Annotated in this window: 18 protein-coding genes; 14 read left to right on the top strand and 4 right to left on the bottom strand. The window is 49.2% G+C overall.

Going from position 1 to position 19,503, the window contains the following annotated elements; translation table 11 throughout:
* Positions 1 to 126 precede the first annotated feature (126 nt).
* Genes H6F86_RS10195 through H6F86_RS10180 form a run of 4 tightly spaced genes read left to right on the top strand, consistent with a single transcriptional unit; the run spans position 127 to position 6,518 of the window.
* Positions 127 to 2,808 (top strand): CHAT domain-containing protein, encoded by a 2,682-nt coding sequence (locus tag H6F86_RS10195; protein ID WP_190448499.1) that lies wholly within the window; start codon positions 127 to 129, stop codon positions 2,806 to 2,808.
* Positions 2,809 to 2,815: 7 nt separating this feature from the next.
* The gene (locus H6F86_RS10190; protein ID WP_190448498.1) at positions 2,816 to 3,646 is read left to right on the top strand and encodes a DUF928 domain-containing protein; all 831 of its coding nucleotides are present in this window, start codon (positions 2,816 to 2,818) and stop codon (positions 3,644 to 3,646) included.
* Positions 3,643 to 5,883 (top strand): CHASE2 domain-containing protein, encoded by a 2,241-nt coding sequence (locus H6F86_RS10185; RefSeq protein WP_190448497.1) that lies wholly within the window; start codon positions 3,643 to 3,645, stop codon positions 5,881 to 5,883. The genes H6F86_RS10190 and H6F86_RS10185 overlap by 4 nt, the downstream gene beginning before the upstream one ends.
* 5 nt (positions 5,884 to 5,888) lie before the next feature.
* Positions 5,889 to 6,518, top strand: a complete 630-nt coding sequence (locus H6F86_RS10180) for a response regulator transcription factor (RefSeq protein ID WP_190448496.1) — start codon at positions 5,889 to 5,891, stop codon at positions 6,516 to 6,518.
* A gap of 125 nt (positions 6,519 to 6,643) precedes the next feature.
* Here H6F86_RS10180 and H6F86_RS10175 read toward each other — a convergent pair whose 3' ends face one another.
* Positions 6,644 to 6,988, bottom strand: coding sequence for a hypothetical protein (locus tag H6F86_RS10175; RefSeq protein WP_190448495.1), 345 nt, complete (start codon positions 6,986 to 6,988; stop codon positions 6,644 to 6,646).
* 218 nt (positions 6,989 to 7,206) lie between these two features.
* Between H6F86_RS10175 and H6F86_RS10170 the strand changes: the two genes are divergently transcribed.
* From H6F86_RS10170 to H6F86_RS10140, 7 genes are all read left to right on the top strand, one after another.
* The gene (locus tag H6F86_RS10170) at positions 7,207 to 8,646 is read left to right on the top strand and encodes a serine/threonine-protein kinase (RefSeq protein ID WP_190448494.1); all 1,440 of its coding nucleotides are present in this window, start codon (positions 7,207 to 7,209) and stop codon (positions 8,644 to 8,646) included.
* Positions 8,646 to 9,170: a hypothetical protein gene (locus H6F86_RS10165; protein ID WP_190448493.1), complete on the top strand. Its 525-nt coding sequence runs from the start codon at positions 8,646 to 8,648 to the stop codon at positions 9,168 to 9,170. The genes H6F86_RS10170 and H6F86_RS10165 overlap by 1 nt, the downstream gene beginning before the upstream one ends.
* Before the next feature lie 359 nt (positions 9,171 to 9,529).
* Positions 9,530 to 10,222 carry an OB-fold-containig protein gene (locus H6F86_RS10160; protein WP_190448492.1) on the top strand — a complete coding sequence of 231 codons (693 nt, stop codon included), beginning with the start codon at positions 9,530 to 9,532 and terminating at the stop codon, positions 10,220 to 10,222.
* A 10-nt stretch (positions 10,223 to 10,232) separates the two neighbouring features.
* On the top strand, positions 10,233 to 12,212 hold the full coding sequence (locus tag H6F86_RS10155) for a flotillin family protein (protein ID WP_190448491.1): 1,980 nt from the start codon (positions 10,233 to 10,235) through the stop codon (positions 12,210 to 12,212).
* Positions 12,213 to 12,236: 24 nt separating this feature from the next.
* Positions 12,237 to 12,473 carry a hypothetical protein gene (locus H6F86_RS10150; RefSeq protein ID WP_242033458.1) on the top strand — a complete coding sequence of 79 codons (237 nt, stop codon included), beginning with the start codon at positions 12,237 to 12,239 and terminating at the stop codon, positions 12,471 to 12,473.
* Positions 12,474 to 12,526: 53 nt separating this feature from the next.
* Positions 12,527 to 12,796, top strand: coding sequence for a hypothetical protein (locus tag H6F86_RS10145; protein WP_190448490.1), 270 nt, complete (start codon positions 12,527 to 12,529; stop codon positions 12,794 to 12,796).
* Positions 12,797 to 13,090: 294 nt separating this feature from the next.
* Positions 13,091 to 13,603: a hypothetical protein gene (locus H6F86_RS10140; RefSeq protein WP_190448489.1), complete on the top strand. Its 513-nt coding sequence runs from the start codon at positions 13,091 to 13,093 to the stop codon at positions 13,601 to 13,603.
* Positions 13,604 to 13,842: 239 nt separating this feature from the next.
* Here the strand turns inward: H6F86_RS10140 and H6F86_RS32775 are convergent, their stop codons facing one another.
* Positions 13,843 to 13,974 (bottom strand): hypothetical protein, encoded by a 132-nt coding sequence (locus H6F86_RS32775; RefSeq protein ID WP_277881654.1) that lies wholly within the window; start codon positions 13,972 to 13,974, stop codon positions 13,843 to 13,845.
* A gap of 120 nt (positions 13,975 to 14,094) precedes the next feature.
* Here H6F86_RS32775 and H6F86_RS10135 point away from each other — a divergent pair, with 120 nt between their 5' ends.
* Positions 14,095 to 14,457, top strand: coding sequence for a hypothetical protein (locus H6F86_RS10135; RefSeq protein WP_190448488.1), 363 nt, complete (start codon positions 14,095 to 14,097; stop codon positions 14,455 to 14,457).
* Between the two features lie 546 nt (positions 14,458 to 15,003).
* On the opposite strand, the gene H6F86_RS10130 is transcribed toward H6F86_RS10135, so the two are convergent.
* Positions 15,004 to 15,309: a hypothetical protein gene (locus H6F86_RS10130; RefSeq protein WP_190448487.1), complete on the bottom strand. Its 306-nt coding sequence runs from the start codon at positions 15,307 to 15,309 to the stop codon at positions 15,004 to 15,006.
* A 261-nt stretch (positions 15,310 to 15,570) separates the two neighbouring features.
* Complete coding sequence (locus H6F86_RS10125; RefSeq protein WP_190448486.1) at positions 15,571 to 16,320, bottom strand: amino acid ABC transporter ATP-binding protein; 750 nt, start codon at positions 16,318 to 16,320, stop codon at positions 15,571 to 15,573.
* Between the two features lie 128 nt (positions 16,321 to 16,448).
* Here H6F86_RS10125 and H6F86_RS10120 point away from each other — a divergent pair, with 128 nt between their 5' ends.
* Positions 16,449 to 17,951, top strand: coding sequence for an ABC transporter permease subunit (locus H6F86_RS10120; RefSeq protein WP_190448485.1), 1,503 nt, complete (start codon positions 16,449 to 16,451; stop codon positions 17,949 to 17,951).
* 524 nt (positions 17,952 to 18,475) lie between these two features.
* Positions 18,476 to 19,069, top strand: coding sequence for a hypothetical protein (locus H6F86_RS10115; RefSeq protein WP_190448484.1), 594 nt, complete (start codon positions 18,476 to 18,478; stop codon positions 19,067 to 19,069).
* Positions 19,070 to 19,503 lie beyond the last annotated feature (434 nt).

The raw sequence follows: 19,503 nt of genomic DNA, 5'->3' as shown, positions 1-19,503 counted from the left end.
GTTTAAGTTACGTTAAATTGCCTATCTTTCCTAGTCTAAGTTCGTAATACTTGCGACCATAGGATATTAATTCAGCTAATAACAGACGTCTGCTGACGCTAGCATCGGAAGGAGCCGCACATGTCAATGCATGAGAGGTACTGGAGCCAGCGAATCGATCAAGGAGTTCGTATCCTACAGCGCCTCTTCTCCAACCAAGGATGGCGGTGGTTGCTGCCGTTTGCTCTAGCGGGATTGCTTATGACCCTGAGCTTACATACAGCGATCGCGGTAGCAGTACAAAGCGATGTCAACGGGGTTAACGGCGAGACGATCAGGCAAGCTGTACCATCCTCTGCTTCAGCCCAAGTGCAGCAGGCAGAAACCCGCTACCAGGCAGGGCAATTTTTAGAGGCGATCGACCTGTGGCAACAAGCGGCTACCCGTTACGCAAAAGATGGCGATGCGCTCAATCGATCGCTGGTGCTGAGTTTTCTGGCGACTGCCTTTGCCGATTTAGGTCAGTGGAATCCAGCGAATGACGCGATCGCTCAGGCAATCTCATTACTCAATGCTCAAAGCCCAGCCTCAAATGACACCTCACGGGTTCTCGCTCAAGTGTTCACCACACAAGGAAAGCTGCAACTCGCGCAAGGTAAAGCATCAGATGCATTAGCAACCTGGCAACAGGCAGAATCGTTTTACCGCAAAACAAACAATCCCAACGGGATTTTAGGCAGCCAGATTAATCAGGCAAGAGTGCTCCAAGCAGAGGGACTGTACCGACGAGCCACCGATCTTCTGGCGCAAGTGCGCCAGTCTTTACAAGACCAGCCCGATTCGCGTCTGAAAGTGACTGGGTTGCGAAGTCTCGGCAAGATGCTGCGCTTAGTTGGCGATTTAGTGCAATCCCGCACAGTTCTAGAGCAGGGTTTGACGATTGCTCAAAAACTCCCAGATAAACTGCCTGCATCAGATATCAGCAGTATTTTGTTCGGCTTGGGCAATACCACTCGCGCTCGGGGGGAGACTGATACTGCCCTAAATTTTTATCAAAACGCGATTGCAACCGCTCCCTCGCTTATGGCAAAAACCCAAATTCAACTAGCTCAGTTGAGTTTACTGGTGGAAGCCAACCGACTAACAGAGGCTCAGCGTCTATTTGCCCAAATTCAATCTCAGCTTGCCCAACTACCGCCTAGCCGTCTGGCGGCGTATGCTCGCATTGATTTGGCTCAAAGCGCAATGAAACTCAGCCGTTATCAAACAGAGGCTGCATCTGCCAATCTGCTCAAACCCTCCGCTCAAGAACTCGCAACGGCAATTCAACACGTTCGCTCGATCGGCGACCACCGAGGTGAATCCTATGCGCTTGGCACGTTAGGGGGTCTCTATGAAACCACCCAACAATGGAACAATGCCAAAACCCTAACTCAACAAGCCCTCAACTTAGCTCAGTCCATTGGTGCCCCCGACATTGCCTATCAGTGGCAGTGGCAGCTCGGACGCGTTTTATGTGAAGGTCAACAGCCTTGCACGTCCACTGGAATGCAAAAGGCAACGGCTGCTTATGCAGAAGCGGTGAAAACCCTACAATCGCTTCGCAGTGATCTGGCAGCGATTAATCAAGACGTGCAGTTTTCCTTTCGAGAAAGTGTTGAACCTGTCTACCGTCAGTTTGTCGAACTGTTGTTGCAATCCGAGACAAATGTGCCCAGTCAGGAAAACCTGAAACATGCACGTGAGACGATTGAAGCGTTGCAGTTGGCAGAACTCGACAACTTTTTTAGGGAAGCCTGCATTACAGCGCGTCCGGTCAAGATTGATCAGATTGATCCCCATGCGGCAGTCGTTTACCCCATCATTTTGCCGCATCAATTTGCTGTCATTTTGTCTTTGCCCAATCAACCCTTGCGTTATCACAAAACCTCGCTGCCGCAAGCGAAAGTCGAGCAAATTCTCACCCAAATGCTTCAGGGGCTGAGAGCGACTGCTTTTGTGGAAGATTGGTTGCCGATCGCTCAACAGATCTATGCTTTGCTGTTGCGCCCTGAGGAAGAGGCATTAGCAGCCAGTAATATCAAAACCCTCGTGTTTGTGCCTGATGGCTCGCTGCGTGGTTTGCCAATGGCAGCCCTGCACGATGGTCAACGGTATCTCATCGAAAAATATAGCGTGGTGCTCAATCCCGGTCTACAACTGCTGCAACCGCAAGCGATCGATCGTCTGCAACTAAAAGGACTCCTGGCAGGACTGAGTCAAGCTCAGGGAGAGTTTTCAGCCTTGCCAAATGTGGTGACTGAAATTAGCCAAATCAAAGCCGAAATTCCGTCTCAGGTACTGTTGGATCAAACCTTTACCAATCAAGCGCTGAAAAATGAGGTTGATTCCACACCATCACAACTCATCCATCTAGCCACACATGGACAGTTTAGCTCCAATGCTGATGATACCTTCATCCTCACTTGGGATGGACGCATCAATGTCAAACAATTAGACCAACTGTTGCGCTCAAGAGAACGAAAGCTCAAACCGATCGAATTGCTCGTACTGAGTGCCTGCCAAACGGCAACTGGGGATAAACGAGCGGCGTTAGGCATGGCAGGGGTGGCGGTGCGATCCGGTGCGCGTAGTACGCTCGCGTCCTTATGGTCCGTGAACGACCTCTCCACTGCATCACTCATGATTGAATTTTACCGCGAGTTAAGCAAACCCGGCATGACAAAAGCGGCAGCGCTTCGCCATGCCCAAATCACGTTGTTACAACAAGATGGGTATACTTCGCCCTATTACTGGGCACCGTTCGTTCTCTTAGGAAATTGGCTTTAAATGACTTATGTACTTAAAAAAAGCTTATTTGGGTCTTGTCTCTACTGGTATTACCATCACTTTGCTGGCGATCGCTCCTAGCATGGCCGTTGCAATAGCAGCCCGAATTTCCTCGTCGGATACTTCTCCTACGCATAAATTCGCCTTAATTTCCTCTTCTAAGAGCGGTTGGGGAGATCAAATCATACAACTGGCGCAAAGCGGTTCTCCCCCTCCCCGCAAGAATCCCGGTAGCTCAGTATCGGGCGGGCGGCGTGATCCCATCGTCTGTCCTCAAGATGTCAATATGCCAAAAACCGATTCGGGGCTGATCGCTCTCAGCCCGACCACGAAACCTGGCACCGCTCTGGCAGAGCGACCCTCCTTTCTTGTCTATGTACCCAAAACCAATGCCAAAACGGCAGAATTTAGCTTGCGCGATGCCAAGGGTCGTGGTGTCTATCGCACCACTCTTGCCCTAAGTGACACGTCTGGCATCCTCAGCCTTAGCCTTCCCGCTCAAGCACCGCCGCTAAAAGTGGGTGAGCAATATACATGGTTCTTTGCTATCGTTTGTGACCCCAACCGTCGTCTCAGCGATCGCTTCGTCACAGGCATGGTTCAACGCATTGAATTTGACCCGGTTCGCTTAGGCCAAATCCAACAAGCACCATTGAGGGAGCAGGTGGCGCTCTACCAAAAAGCAGACGCCTGGTACGATACGCTCGCTGCCCTGCTTGAGCTACAGCGTACCCAACCAAATGACTCCAGCATTCATACACTTTGGAATAAATTCTTGCAAGCTGGTGGTGTGAGTGTCATGCTCAATAAACAGTCAAGCCAACAGAATCCGCGTTGAGCGATCGCATTGAGACTATGTGGGCAACTCTAAAACAGCAGCTTTGGCGATGGCGTGGAATCTTGATCACGGTTCCCGCTGTTGCTGGAGGAGTGCTGCTTTTACGGTTAACGGGGGCACTCCAACTTATGGAGTTAGTGGCACTAGATCAGATGTTTCGCCTCCGCCCCACTGAATCGGCGGATTCTCGCATTGTGCTCATCACCGTCGGTGAGGACGATGTCAAGCAGTTGGGACAGTGGCCCATGTCAGATGCGACGTTGGCTCGTCTGATTTCATCCATCAAACGCCAGCAACCAAAAGTCATTGGACTCGATATCTATCGAGATTTACCGATAGAACCAGGGCACCAAGAACTTGTCAAAGTCTTTCAGTCCACGCCTAATTTGATTGGGATTGAGAAGGTTATTAAAACCGCTCAAGGTGAAGTCATTCAAGCACCACTTGCTCTAGAGCAGCGGGGTCAAACAAGTGCCAGCGATCTCCTGTTAGATGAGGATGGCAGAATTCGTCGTAGCTTGCTATACCTAGCCAATCGCAATGGAAAATCGATTATGACGTTGGGAGCACGCTTAGCCGCTGTGTATCTCAAACAAAAGGGTATCCAGTTGGAACCAATGAATGTTAGTCAGACTCAGTTCCGGTTGGGACGAGCCGTGTTCACAACTTTGGAACCCAACGATGGGGGGTACGTGAATATTGACAACGGCGGGTATCAAATTCTATCAAACTTCTCCAAATTGCCCAATGGATTCCGCAGTGTCTCAATGACCGATGTCTTGCAAGGGCGTGTAGCTCAAGACTTGATGCGTAATCACATTGTACTGATTGGATTAACCGCCGAAAGCCTTGAAAATCGCTTTTTCACCTCCTATACAACTAATGCAATATCAACATCGGTTGGTATTGAGGTTCACGCTCTATTTGCAAATCAATTACTGAGTGCAGCGTTGGATAGTCGCCCCTTATTAAAGGTCTGGTCAGATCCACTTGAGTGGGGATGGACTATTGCTTGGTCTGTAATCGGAGCCGTAATAGGATGGGTATCACGATCGCCGAGACAAATCATAGTTAGAGCCATTGTGTTAGGAGCTATGCTTCTAGGCAGTGCCTATGGATTATTTTTAGTAGGTTGGTGGATTATCATCATTCCTCCCCTGCTGGCGCTTATGGGGTCTATCGTTATGAGTAGTAGTTACTTGCTCTGGGAAAATCTCAAAGAGCATGCCCGCACTTTAGAACAGAAGGTAACAGAGCGAACTCTAGAACTGAGCCAACAAAAACAGCTCCTGCAAACGATTGTGGATCATATTCCAGTCATGATCACACTGTATGAGACAACGGGACAGATCAAGTTCGTCAATCGCCAATTTGAGCAGATCTTGGGTTGGTCAACTACAAATCTGCACCATATTGATTTAATTGCTGAACTGATCTCTGATCCTCAACAACAACAGCAGATTCTGGAGCATATGTTAGCGGCAACTGGTACCTGGTTGGACCTGAAACTCAAAACAAAAGCTAATCACTTGGTCAACACTTCTTGGACAAACATTCGACTGGCGAATCAACTGTTTGTTGGCATTGGGCAGGATATTAGCGATCGCAAACGAGCCGAAAAGGCCTCCATTTTGGATGAACGTAACCGCATGGCGCGAGAAATTCATGATACGCTAGCTCAGGCGTTTACTGGCATTTTGCTACATGTTGGAGCCGTAGCAGAGGAAATTCCTGAAGAAGCCGTAACCATACAAGCTCACCTAGAGACTGTCGATGAATTAGCCCGCACAGGGCTCTCGGAAGCGCGTCGATCGGTAGCAGCACTGCGTCCCAAACTTTTAGAAGAGGGTAACTTATTCAATGCCCTCAAACACTTAACAGCTCAGATGAAGTTGTCTACGAACACCAATATCACGTGTGAAACTATCGGTGCTACCTATGCTTTACTACCCGATGTGGAGAACCACTTGTTGCGGATTGGACAAGAAGCCTTAACCAATGCGGTTAAGTATGCCCAAGCCTCTCAGATCCATCTTGAATTAGTCTGTGAGGAAACCCAATGCGTCCTACGGATCAAAGATGATGGACAGGGGTTTGATGTTGGTCAAGTATCTGCCACTAAAGGCTTTGGGTTACTGGGCATGAGTGAACGGGTAGAAAAAATGGGTGGTGAGTTAGTCATTCAAAGTCAACCGGGTCAAGGTACAGAAATTGTTGTTGTTGTGAGTCGGGGCTAAGTAGTATGGAGCAAACAACAGCCATTCGCGTTCTGCTTGTGGATGACCATGCGATCGTCCAGCAAGGACTCGCTGTCATCATCAATAAACAGGCAGATATGACAGTGGTTGGTAAAGCTAAAAGTGGTATTGAAGCCATTAACCTCTTCCGCCAACTCCAACCAGACATCACTCTGATGGATTTACGAATGCCTGAAATGGACGGAGTAGAAGCCATCACAGCAATTTGTGCTGAATTCAATACCGCTCGCATCATTGTCTTGACGACTTATGATAGCGATGAAGATATTTATCGTGGTCTGCGGGCTGGTGCAAAGGGCTATCTGCTGAAGGACTGTAAACCGAACGAGCTACGAACCGCCATTCGTACGGTTCATAACGGTCAGCAGTATATTCCACCGAACGTTGGTGCAAAGTTGGCACAGCGGATGAGCCATCCAGAGTTGACTGATCGTGAATTAGAAATCCTTCAGTTGATCGCTCAAGGAATGAGTAACTTAGAGATCGGTGCTGCATTGCACATTACTGAAAACACCGTTAAATCAAACGTCAACCGCATTTTAAGCAAATTGGGAGCTAAAGATCGGACCCAAGCAACGATTATTGCCCTCAAGCGAGGAATCGCCAACCTCTAAGTTTGTTTAGCCATACTGTTTGATGAGTCTTGTAGCAGGAGAATCAAGAACCCCGCTGCAAGCAGACGGGGTATGGAAGCAGATTTACTCCCGACCCCAAGGAATCGGATTGCAAGCTTGACGTTTCACCGCAGAGCGGCAGGGAATATGACCCATACTCGATTCAAACCGATCTCCGAAAATAATATTTCGTTATTCTGGTATTGAAAATACTGTTCAGTTAAACGTTTATAGAGTTGTGGGAGTTTATGCCCTTTGCCCACAATTTGAAATTTTTTATAGATATGCTTCAACCTTTGGGTGAAAGCTTCTTCTTCAATTGTCGAATACGACTTAATATACGCTTCTAGCAGTTCACATTTAGTTGGACATTGAGCTTCTTGAAGACACATCACAACTTCAGCTTCAAGAGCGGTCAATCCGTACTCTGGACGATTGGAAAGTGTTTCTAAAAAAGAATCCCAGCTCATAAGCAGTCACTACTTAGCAAGGGAAAAAACGACAACGGCATGCTGTAGCTCCCTTACACCTAATTACACTTCACTACAGTTTCCTAATATTGACGCATCTATAAAGGCAGTCAATGATGATTATACCGTTTAGAACCTTCAGTGCCTACACGAGCACGCTCCCACTGGATCACTCGTCTAGAATTGCTGTAACAACTTGCTAGTGAAGAAGAATAACCATGATGATGACTGATACCGTTCTCACTGATCGTTATCAAATTGAAGAATTATTGAGTCAAAAGGCTGGACGACGAACTTTTTTAGCGAAAGATCTCCAATCTCAAGTGCCAGTCATCATTAAACTGCTGCGATTTGGAGATGGCTTTAAGTGGGACGATCTGAAATTATTCGAGCGCGAAGCCACCACGCTTAAAAATCTCGATCATCCTGAAATCCCTAAATACCTTGACTACTTTGAGGTTAATGAAGTCGATACTCCTAGTTTTGCTTTGGTGCAATCTTATATCGAAGCACCTTCACTCGCAACTCTCATCACTAGAGGGCACAAATTTTCTGAGGCTGAAATTATCGAACTAGCTGATCGCTTGTTAGATCTCCTGACCTATCTTCACCAGCAACATCCCCCTGTGATTCATCGAGATATTAAGCCTAGTAATATTCTGCTTAGAAATCGCTCTGGCAATAGTATTGGTGATGTCTATCTCGTTGATTTTGGGTCAGTGCAAACTGTTACAAAAAAAGAAGAAGGAACTATTACGATCGTTGGCAGCTATGGCTATATGCCTCTTGAACAATTTGGCGGACAAACGACAACCGCCTCAGATTTATATAGTTTGGGGATGACGTTAATTTATCTACTTACGGGCACGCATCCCGCAGAGTTACCCCAAGTAGATGGACGGGTAAAAATTAATGCTGAAATTAGCAAGCGGTTCGAGCGATGGCTAGAAAAAATGGTCCATCCCCATCTTGACAAACGATTCGATAGTGCCAAAGCGGCGCAAGTTGCGCTGAAATCTGAAGATGGCAGCTATGGGAATTTCGATCGATTAAAACCTGCCCATACTCAAATTCGTCTATACCGCGATCGAAATCGATTACAAATCACCTGGCATCAAGCAGATGAAGATTATTCCTCTTTCCTGGTGATTTTGGGAGTGTTATTTTGTTTGTTGATTATGACTTGCATCCCATCACTTTGGCTTGTGTGGTTTTTCTTTTTTCTATCTTCTCTGGCAGGAGCCGTAAGTAAGTTAACTGTTTTTCTCCGAAAAACAAATTATTGGCCCAAAACAAAATATCATCTAATTATTGATAATCGCAACATTTACAAATTGAAAGATCACAAACAGGGGCGCGAGTCTCTCAAATTATCAGTGGATCTGCGAGCGCAAATCGAAATCTTGGCGTACAATCCTGGCTATACATTCAACGAATGTTTAGATACAAAGGGCAACCTTGTTCAAGGTAGTGCTATTACCATCCCACCAAAATTGTATTTATATTGCGGAAATTTTGAGTATTCTTTTCCTGAATTTTCCCAGGCAGAATTATGGTGGTTGGGCCAGGAATTAAGTGACTTTCTCAATCTCGAACTCCAAGTCATTTATCCCACTCCTAAAGTACCTCCCGCACCCTCTTGTGGAGGTGGTTGCTGATGAATGAAGCAGAAGCCGAACTCTACGCTAAACTTCGTAAATTTAAGCTAGATGATCCCATTGCTCCCTATCCCATGTCGGCTAAATTAGCATGGGAATATCATTGGAGTGAAATTTATACCTTGCGAGCGATGTACGAATATAAAAAGTACATTTTCTTAGCCGCGATTGCTGAAGGCATGGTATCGCCATCGAGTGTGATCGATTGCGTCTGGCACTATCATTTACTCTATACCTGTTCCTATTGGGAAGAGTTGTGCGGCAAGATTTTGAAAAAATCGCTCCATCATTATCCTGGCGATAGCGGAACCAGTCAACGATATGATTACACGATCGAACTCTATCAAAGTTATTTTGGATCGCCGCCAGCCGATATTTGGGATTTTCCCCCTTTCCATAGCAACCATCTCGATCGACACCAACGTTATTGGCAAATTCCCAATCCGATTTATTGGGTGAAAAAATATCTCTCTTTATCTCTCTTTCACCATTCAAGCGAAAGAAAAGAAGAGATCAAACGGTGAATTGCAACGCCGCCCTTATATAGCAATGAAGAAATTTTGGTCACCAAGGCTGGAAGGCTTGCTACTGAGAACTTCTAGCAATCACTCGGATTTAGCACTTAACAGTCTGAACTTTCCCATTTTCGACTGTTTCTAAGACAGCCGAGGTTGTAAAAGCTTAATTTTGCGTTGTTTTAGCCTTTTTACTGCAACCAGACCGAACATCGTAAATGGGACAGTTGATCCTTCGCGACCTTTTTTCTCGGTTGCTATACAAAGGCGCACATTAAAAAATTCAACGATTTTTCTATCACAGGGTAGATGCGGCTATCTTAGGGATGTCGCTTCTCTTCCAGCTAATCTTCTGTGGGCTCGGCTGCATGTTTCATTTTGCTAATTTGCCCTACTGGATTTTTCTAGGAATAGGCGTTCTATTATTTCTGCTGGTAATCGTGTCCGGTGGTGGCGATGACGACCTGGATCTGGATGCCGATTCAGATATGGACAATCCGCTTGATCTCGATACTGACTCAGATGCAGACTTTAGTGTCTCTCAATTAATGGCATGGCTGGGTTTTGGTCGAGCGCCTTTGATTCTGCTGCTGGCAACTGACCTCAGCCTATGGGGAGTGTTTGGCTGGATGTTGAATGTGCTGGTCTGGAGCACAATCGGGCAGTTTCCTGGATCGCTGCTGGCTGGCGTAATTCTGGTTGTCTCATTGGGAGTTGCCCTATTCTGCGGCAGCCTTGTGGCGCGACCTGTAGGCAAGGTGTTTGCCTCGTTTGGTGAAGATACTAGCCGCGATCGATTAATTGGCTGCATTGGCAGCGTAGGTTCTGCCGTGATTCCATCCGCTCAAGATGGTCGAATTGGGCAGGTCGATGTCTTAGACTCTGCCCGTAATCGAGTCACGATCAACGCTCAAATGCCGGAGTGGGCAACCGTGATGCCCCGATTTGGCGATCAGGTTTTAGTCATTGATCGTTCTGCTCATACCTACCTAGTTGTGCTCAAAGATAGCCTCGACCAGGACCAGTGGATGGATACATCTCGTAAACAAGACTTACATTAAGGAAGAATTTATGCTGTTCTGGTTGACGTTCATTCAATCCCTACCGACTGTTTCTATTCCCCACGATTCATCGTTTCTGCCACTACCGGCTCAATCAAAGAACCAGGAGCTTCAGATAGGCATTGAGCAACCTGTAGCGCTGTCGCCCCTATCAGTTACGCCACCTGTGCTCGGGCAATTAGGTCCTGGCTTATTGTTCTTTCCCGGTTTGATTGGTGGGTTAGTACTGCTGCTGTTGCTTAGCGTCTGGGCATACACTCGGGTCTACGTGATTACCCCAACCAACGAAGCATTCGTGCGAACGGGTGGCGTCTTTGCCAAGCGCAAAACGGTGATTCTCAATGGTGGCTGTGTCATTCTGCCGGGGTTTCATGAGCTAACCCGTGTACCACTGCGAGAAATCTCCATTGATGTGGAGCGGACAGGTAAACTTGCTGTGCGGACGCAAGACTATCTACGGGCAGATATGCGGGTAACATTCTATGTCTGCATCAATGCTTCTGAAGAGGATGTCTTAACGGCTGCGGCTCGTTTGTCACAAAATAAACGCATCACCCCAGAAGACATTAAAAATGCTCTGGAAAAACGGGCAGACGATGCGATTCGGGCGGCAGCGAAAACTAAGAGTCTGGCAGAGATTGATTCTGACAAACTGGGATTCGCTCAAGAAGTTTTGAATCTGGTGCAACAAGACCTCGGTAAAGTGGGGTTAACTCTCAACAACATTGCCATTTCCGAAATTCAAGAAAGTGATACTTACGACGAAAACAATTTCTTTGATGCTCAGGGTGTACGCCTGCGAACCGAAACCATCCAGAAATCGATCCAACAAAAACGCGAGGTAGAGCTGTCTACCCGAGTGACAATCGAGCAAAAAGAGTTGGATGCTGAGAAGCGATCGCTGCAAATTGAGCAAGAAAAAGAAAGCGCTCAACTAGAGCAACAGTTTCAGGTGGAAGCACTCAAAGCGCAACGAGAGCGAGAAATTCAGGAAGCAAAAGAGCGGGAAACTGCGACTATTCAACGCAACAAAATCTTGCAGGCAAAGTCTGTTGAAGAAGAAGAAATCCGCAGACAGCTATCAGTGCAGCAGAGCCAGATTAGCGCTGACATTGCTTTGGAGGAGCGCAGTAAGCAGTTGAAGGTGACGAAAGCCTTACAGCAACAGGAAGCTGAAGTGGCAGAGATTACCCGTCAGCAAATGGTAGAATCTAGCCGTCTGCAAGCCCAGGTGCAAATTGCTGAGTCCGATCGACTAGCAAAACTGGCGCAGGAAGATGTATTGATCGCCGTTGCCAATAAGAAGAGGGAAAGCTTTGTTGCTGAAGCCCAACGAGCCAAAGCCGAAGCGGGCGTCACCACTGCTACCAAAATTGAAGAGGCAGAACGCTCCCAACGACTGGCTGTGATTGCGGCTGAAAAAGATGCCCAGGAAAAACGAGTCATCGAGCAAAACGTGGTCGAAATTGATGTGTTTCGCCGTAGACGGCAGGCAGAAATCGCTCAACAGGCGGCTGAACTGGAAGCTGAAGCCATTCGCACCCTGGCAGATGCAAACCGGGACAAAGCCCTGGCAGAAGCCGATGGCATCCGGGCACAAATGGAAGCTAAAAACGTGATCAGTGATGCTAACTTAACAGCCCAGATCATCACCAATCTCTTTCCCCAGGTTGCTGATCGCCTACCCGAAATGCTGCAAGCACTGGCTCCACAACCTGGAGTGTTGGGAGATGCTCGTATCTACGCTTTCCCTGGAGCCAATGGCAGTAACGGTAATGGCGCAACGGATATCAACAAACTCTTGCTCTCCACCAGTGGTTTATCCCTGATTAATACCCTGATGGATGAAGGCAAGCTAGGTTCGATCGCCACTCAAATCAGTCAATTATTGCGGAGCAATGGCAATAGCAACACTAGTGTTAAACCTTCCGCCGAAATTCACTCAGAACCATCCAGTGAGATTAGTGTCATTCTAGAGGATGGGAAATAAGTTCAACCCATTTCTACAGGAGACATGATGGATCAACGAGAAGTAACCGATCGTGAGGGCATTACCTGGACCTGTATTCAAGCCTTAAGCGGCATCTCGGATGAGGCAGCACAGGTCAAGGGAGAGGAGGATAGCTATTGGGTGGTCTGTACTCCCAGTGGTGGTGCCCAATCAGTGCGGGTAAAGTTACAGGGCGATTGGCAGACAACCGAATCGGATGAGACCTTGCTGGATGAAATTGCCGCTGCTCAAGAAACTTGATACAAACTGGTATGGTGAACGGCGATTGCTTCTAGCTAGAACTCCACACAGAAATGTGTTTAGGTGAACGCATCGAACTTTATATTTTGAGTGGAGCGTTAGTCGCCAGTGTAAACAAGGCTGCTGCTACGAAGGCAGCGATCGTCACAGGGAGTAGGGGCATGAAGTTCTCAGCTTTGAAAGGCATTTTTGCTCAGGAACAAACTAGCCGAGGGCTACTGGTAGTCGGTTTGGATGCCGAAGGGCGACAAGTGGAGGTGCTCTTTCATATGACCAATGAACCAAAGGCTAACTGGGAAGCTGTGAAGGTGAGCTACCTGTAAGCGGGGTTGAGCCAACAGCAAGGGGACAGTCCAAATCACAAGCAACAATTTTGCACCCTTACAGGCTAGTCAGCAAGGATTGACCACGACTCATCAAGGAGACCGTTCACTCCCACGGCTCACTAACGACCAGCCTTTTTCCGCTGCTCAAATGAAGCCCAAAAATAACGAGGGCTGAGCCTGCCAACCTGGAACACGGTCGCACTCAGCTGTATCTAACCGAGCTGGAGGCACTGCGCTGGCAGCGGCTTGAGCGAAAACACACAAGGATGTTTTGGGAAAAGGGTGAGAAACTTGCAACGGAAAGCCACCTCCTTTGAATTTCAGGGTCTTACCGCCACGCACCAAAGCTTATTGGGACTCACCCTTGTGGAAGTGGTGCTTATAGTTTGTGGCGTGATGCTTCTGTGCCAGCCCCAATTGGCAACCCTCGAATGCGAGCGCCGTCAAGCCTTCGGGCGATGTAAACTCGTGGTCTCCAGTTTAGTTAAGGAAACTGTCACACCGTTGCCCTTGGAGCGGTTAGAGAAAGCCGACGTGCAATACCAGGGCCGCTTAAGTCAGTTGGTGCTACACACAGCTGATGGACGCTTCGCCTTTCCAGTCAATCGTGGGTTTAGTTCGACACGCGACGCTGCAGACCAGATCAATACGTTTGTGCAAACGGCTGCCCTGCCGTCTCTGCAACTGAAGCAGGATAACCGTGGGTTCGTTTACCCCCTGGCCTTGTGTTTACTGGGAATGGGCAGCGGCTCACTGTGGCTTAGTTGTAGAGGCTGGCTCAAACACTGCACACGCCAGTCCTAGCCTACCTTGGCTAGTGGTAGCGACCGGCAAGACTCAGCGCTCAAACCTACTATCGAGACCGATGTTAACCAACATGAACTGCAACTAGAAAAACGCTCAATCCCTCTGCTGCTCAAGCGCTCGGTGAGGGCACAGTCAACAGCATCAATGGCTACGGGAACGCCAACTCGCACTAATGACTGACTCTCAATCATCTGTTGCTGGGTTTCGATCGCTTGGCGGCGTAGTGCCGTTGTGAGTCATGGTCGATCCCCTAAAACTCGCAACCCGTACCAAAGACCGAGCGTCACGATGATGACAACGCCAGCGGCAGCAACCCACTCCGAAGGGAAAGATTCGGTGATGTCATAGCGAGAGGGTTCATTGTTCATCGCGTCGCCTGCCTGCGTATGACTAAAAAGGCAGCTGAAAGTGCTCGGGTCATTGTCCTTAAGCTAAAGCAGAAGCGGGATAATTGTCTCTAGTAGTAGCTTCACTTCAAGGGGACCGACATGGAATCACCAAACAGACCCAACAACGCTGATCCGCTGCTGTTTCGCTACGTCGCCACGGCTGAAGAGAGTAACCAACCGTCGATCAACGTGGTGCTTAGTGTTCAGGGCGTACTCATCGGCGGGCAGATCATCAGCGCAGCGCTTTATGCTGAGGCGCTGAAACCTGGCGCTAACATAAAAGATGCTGCCACGGTGTTTGCTCTGCTGCAGCAAGACATCCTCGCTGAAAGAGGACGGTACATTCACCTGCAAAACCCTTGGGTGGTTTCGGCTGCGGGTCAGATTCCCTTTAATCCTGGCTCTGTCTGGCGGTGCCGATTAGACGCGGTCGACGGCTTCTTTCTAGGACCGGTCCGGTAGAGATAGGCTAAGCATCCTAGGGCTCACACTTGCACCAGTGCTCAGGCATGGGTGCAATGAGGACTTTTTGACTTAGATTGTTAGCAGCGCTTCGCCATGAAAAAGCTACTGGTCTTCGGTCTCAGCCTTCTACTTTCTAGTACAGCTCTGGAGGCGAAGGCCTCTTACGACAACCTAGATCACGCTGACATCGCTTTTGTCAGTGAAGTGCTGCTGTCGTTCATTAGCGCCGGTAAAGCTCCGCACTCTTTGACATCACACCGCGCCGGATCATCGCCCTCGGTATTGGTCACTGCCACTTAAGACTGTTTGGTGCAGGGGGAGACACGGCTGTGAAGCAACAGATTGAAAAAGCCTTAGAAGATGTTTACTCGTACCGCGATCACACGGATCGCGGCCAAATACTACTGTCCTAGCAAACAGGTAGGCAGCTAAAAAGCTGGCAAGCTGGTGAGCACACCAACCCGATCAGCTGGCTTTGACACCAAAAAGGAGCAACAGCGGACGGTCAATCGTCATCCAGAGTACTGTATATAAAGCGGTGTACTAGTCGGTCTGGACTAAAGTTGAACTGTTTTGACTCAGAATGAAGTAGTACAGCGGCAATTTTACCCAGTTTAAGCGGCTGCAAACCCGGTGCCTTCGTTGCACGACTGCTCCGGGGGGCAACCATCCAAGCCGCTTGCTCGACGTAGCTGAAAGCGGTGCCGTCGGTGTCAGCAGTTGTACGTTTTCACGAAAGATAGTGCGGTTTTCAAATTCATAGCGTATAGCTCCTATCTTCTTTGCGTCATGGCTCGCGGTAAGGTGCTGCGATGACTCTAAAAGGGGAAACAGCTTTGCATCAAGCATCCGCTCGTTTCCTTCATCGGCAGCCGTTGTTGAAATAAACCTGCCGCATAAATTTGAGCAGATAGAACCTTTGTGCCATGCCTTTGCTCATGAGACCTGATAAAGCTGAGGTAAAAAAATAAAGTGCTTGTTCTGCAAGGGTTAGACGCTTTATAGTGCCGCGCCACGAATTTGAAAACCGCGCCTTTTTTTATCAAAACGTACAATTAGCGCTTTAGAGATGAGGTGAGATGAAAACGTTTACAGACTTGATCGCGCCAATCATGCCTGACGCATGCGGCGGAGAAATGTGTGGAGTCGATCGCTCTGCGGATTCGTCAGCACCTCACGCGCCGGACCCTCTTCCACAATCAAGCCCTGATCCAAAAACAGCACGCGATTGGCAACGTCGCGGGCAAACTGGATCTCGTGAGTGACGACCACCATCGTCATGCCCTTATCGGCAAGCTGCTGCATCACCTCCAGCACCTCACCGACCAGTTCCGGGTCCAGAGCGCTCGTCGGTTCATCAAACAGCATAATCTGCGGCTCCATGCACAAACTACGCGCGATCGCCACGCGCTGCTTTTGCCCCCCAGACAGCTGATCCGGGTAGGCATCTATTTTTTCTGCTAGCCCTACTTGCTCTAGATAAAAGCGCGCCCGCTCCTGGCTTTCCTGCTTCGATCGGTTTAGCACCTGCTGCGGAGCCAGCGTCAAATTATCCAGCACGCTTAAATGGGGAAACAGATTGAACTGCTGGAACACCATGCCAATTTGTGATCGCACATCGCGGAGTTGTTTTCGCGTCAGCGCTGGTTGCGACAACTCAATACCTGTGACAACAATGCGTCCCTGGTTGATCGTTTCCAACCGATTGAGGCAGCGCAGTAGCGTACTTTTGCCGCAGCCCGACGAACCAATCACTGCCAGCACTTCCGCGCGATCGACGTGACCGCTAATCCCCTTCAAGACATGTAGGGGTCCGTAGTATTTCTCGACATGCTCAAACAGAACTGGGGGCGTGCTCATAAGCTCAAAAAACCAAAAATGGAACTCCAGACAGATTCAGAGTTCAATGAATTAATCCAGTTATAGATAAAATCTGCTTTACGCATCTCTCCTTTTTAGGAGAGATTGTCCTCTAGCCAATTTAGATCATGACAACTGTGCGCCGACTGCTGCGATCGTTGCTGTTGAGTTTAAGCTGTTTGCTGCTCATTGTAAGCATGGGGCGAACGGAGAGTACCGAACTGAGGGTCGCGGTAGAGCCAGTGTATCCACCGTTCGAGTTCCGCGCTGCAAACGGCGAAATTCAGGGCTTTGACATCGATGTGATGCGGGCGGTCGGGAAAGCTGCAGGCTTTACAGTCCAGTTTCAAAGCATTGCGTTCGACGGCATGATCCCCGCATTGCAAGCGCAGACTGTTGATGCAGCGATTAGCGCCATGACGATCACGCCTGCGCGATCGAACGTCGTCACCTTCTCGCGTCCTTATTTCAAAGCGGGCTTGGCGATCGCGGTGCGCGAAGGTACTGAGAACGTCAACCGACTCGAAGACTTAAGCGGCAAGTCAATCGCCGTCCAGATCGGCACCACTGGTGCAGACGCGGCTAAACAAATTCCAGGGGCAACCATTCGCACGTTTAACGCCGCTGTGCTAACGCTTCAGGAACTCAGCAACGGCAATGTTGATGCCATAATCAACGACGCGCCCGTAATGCTGTATGCGATCAAAACAGGCAACCTCAAGGGCATTCGCATTGTCAATCAACTGCTGACCGAGGACTTCTACGGTATTCCCACGCCGCGCAACTCTCCCAACTTACAGCGAATTAACCAGGGGCTTGGCACTATTTTAAGCAATGGCACCTACACGCAGCTTTATCAGAAGTGGTTTGATGCTCAGCCACCGGAACTGCCCGCCACCGCGCCTGCCTCTGCTACAGGGAACACGACCGCCATTCCCAGTTCCACTCAGGTGATTCTCACGTCGCTGCCGCCACTGCTAGCCGGAACGCTGATCACGCTACAGCTTGCAGCGATCGCGGTCATCCTTGGCTTGGTCGGCGGCTCTCTCATTGGCATTGTCCGCTTGTCCAAAGTACGACTCCTGCGCTGGGCGGCGGCAGCGTATATTGACTTCTTCCGAGGAACACCGCTGCTGGTGCAGCTTTTTATGATTTACTTTGGCATTCCTGCCGCGTTTCAAGCGTTAGGACTCACGTTTAACTTTGACCGCTTCCTGGCGGCAATCATCGCTCTGAGTCTCAATTGCGCGGCATACGTTGCAGAAATTGTTCGGGCGGGCATTCAGTCGATTGAAACGGGACAGTCCGAAGCCGCTGCATCGCTGGGACTGGATGCGATGCAAACCCTGCGATTCGTCGTCTTTCCGCAAGCGTTACGCCGGATGCTGCCGCCATTGGGCAACCAGTTCATCAGCTTGCTGAAAGATACCAGTTTGGTTGCTGTCATCGGCTTCGAGGAGTTATTTCGACGTGGGCAGCTCATTGTGGCAGAGAACTATCGCCCGTTTGAACTCTATTTCGCGATCGCGTTGATCTATCTAGCCTTAACGCTGCTCTCGTCTCAAGGCTTCAGCTATCTAGAACGCTGGATGGACCCTGCTCAGCGGGGGCGAAAGCAGTTCACCAAATAGGACTAATTGAAGCGAAGCTGTCACCAGATGCAACTAGACAAAATCCAGAGCCTGAAACAACGCAAATTCGTTAACTATTCAGAGGCTAATGTGGACGCTGACAAAAAATAGTATGGAATAACTACTCTAAATCTCTTACCCTATAATAGCTCTAGCCTCATTGCACTTCATGGCAGTTTCGCTTCAATTAGTCCGAAAAAGGGGGACGCTTTACCCCAAAGGCTTCAGCCCTGGGAGCAAGCAGCTTTCAACGTGTCATTGAGTCTTAAAGCGTTCTTCTAAGTAGGCAATTGCTCTAGCACTGCCTCTAAACGCTGCTGTCGTTGCCGCTGCTCTAACCACTGACGGACAAACCTACTGCGTTAGTTGCAACTCTGCCGCAGTCAAAGCCCAACCACTTCCTGGCGCTACCAGAAGCTTTGAGCCGGCAACCGCTTGCGAGTATTTGATGTCTGTGCTGCACAAGTTGTGAACAAAGGATACTTTCTTGTTCGTCAACTGGGAGAGAGAATTTTTTCATTTGAGTGCATCAGACGCTCGCGAATTGTACCCTCAGTGCCACCTCACCCGAAGAAGCCTTACTCAACCAAGCGGGTGAATATGCCAAAGCTGGCTATGATGCTTTTGCGCTAGCCATTGTACGCGGCGTCAATCACTGGTTTCGCCCGATTGCCATGCTCCGCGTGGTGGATGCGTATCAGCAGGCGCAAAAGCTGGAGCAAGCGCAGCAACTTTATCTAGCCCAGCAGCAGTATGACCAGGCATTGCAACTGGCGCGACGGGAACGAGTACAAAACATTCTGCCTGACGTCGCACTGGCTTATGCTGCAGCCGGTCAACCACAGCAGGCACAGCAGGTTGTGGAAGCGATACCAGTGCTGGCTCATAGTCCGGCTCATTTAGATTGGTTGCTGCCGGCTTTAGCGCGCTCGTTTGCCCAAAAGGGCCAATTTGACCAGGCGTTACGCGTGGCGCAAGGGATCCGCACCAAGGTGTACAAGGGTCAAGCGCTGATCATGATTGCGATCGAGTACCGGGCTCAAGACAGCGTTGCCAGTCGAGCCCAAGCGACGGCCATCCTCAAGCAAGCACTGCAGGTGGCGCTGTCGATGCAGTAGCAGAAGGCTGTGCTGACAGTGCAAGTGCAACGATTAGCTACTTTGAGCGAGCACAGCGCTCTTGCATAGGTGCTCAGTGCCGTCGCTTGTGTCGCCTCAACGGGTCAGTCGTAAGGGCGTCAAGTTCAGACTCGGTGCCGCCCTCTACTCTTAGCGCTGCGGCGTTGTGCGTTGGCCACAAGGCGTGTCAAAGGGAACCCTTACCTCAAAGTGAAGTCCATGTGTTTACTTCGACTCAGGCTCACTTGCTGCGTGGTGAGTTGCTGCCACCCGCAGCTAACCAGCAAAACTAGCCCTGTCTAGAGCCGAGCGCTGAAAGCGATTCTGTGTAAGGCTTTAGGACCCATATGATAAACTTTTGCGCCGCTCTCGGCACCATGCCATCATGGTACGTGACAGCATCTATCAGACTGATAGAGAAAAGCTATTCCGGT

The sequence above is a fragment of the Phormidium sp. FACHB-592 genome, assembly GCF_014695795.1.
In the GTDB taxonomy this organism is placed as follows: Bacteria; Cyanobacteriota; Cyanobacteriia; order Leptolyngbyales; family Leptolyngbyaceae; genus Stenomitos.
The sequence above is the reverse complement of the archived record's forward strand: the minus strand, read 5'-3'. Positions and strand labels throughout refer to the sequence as shown.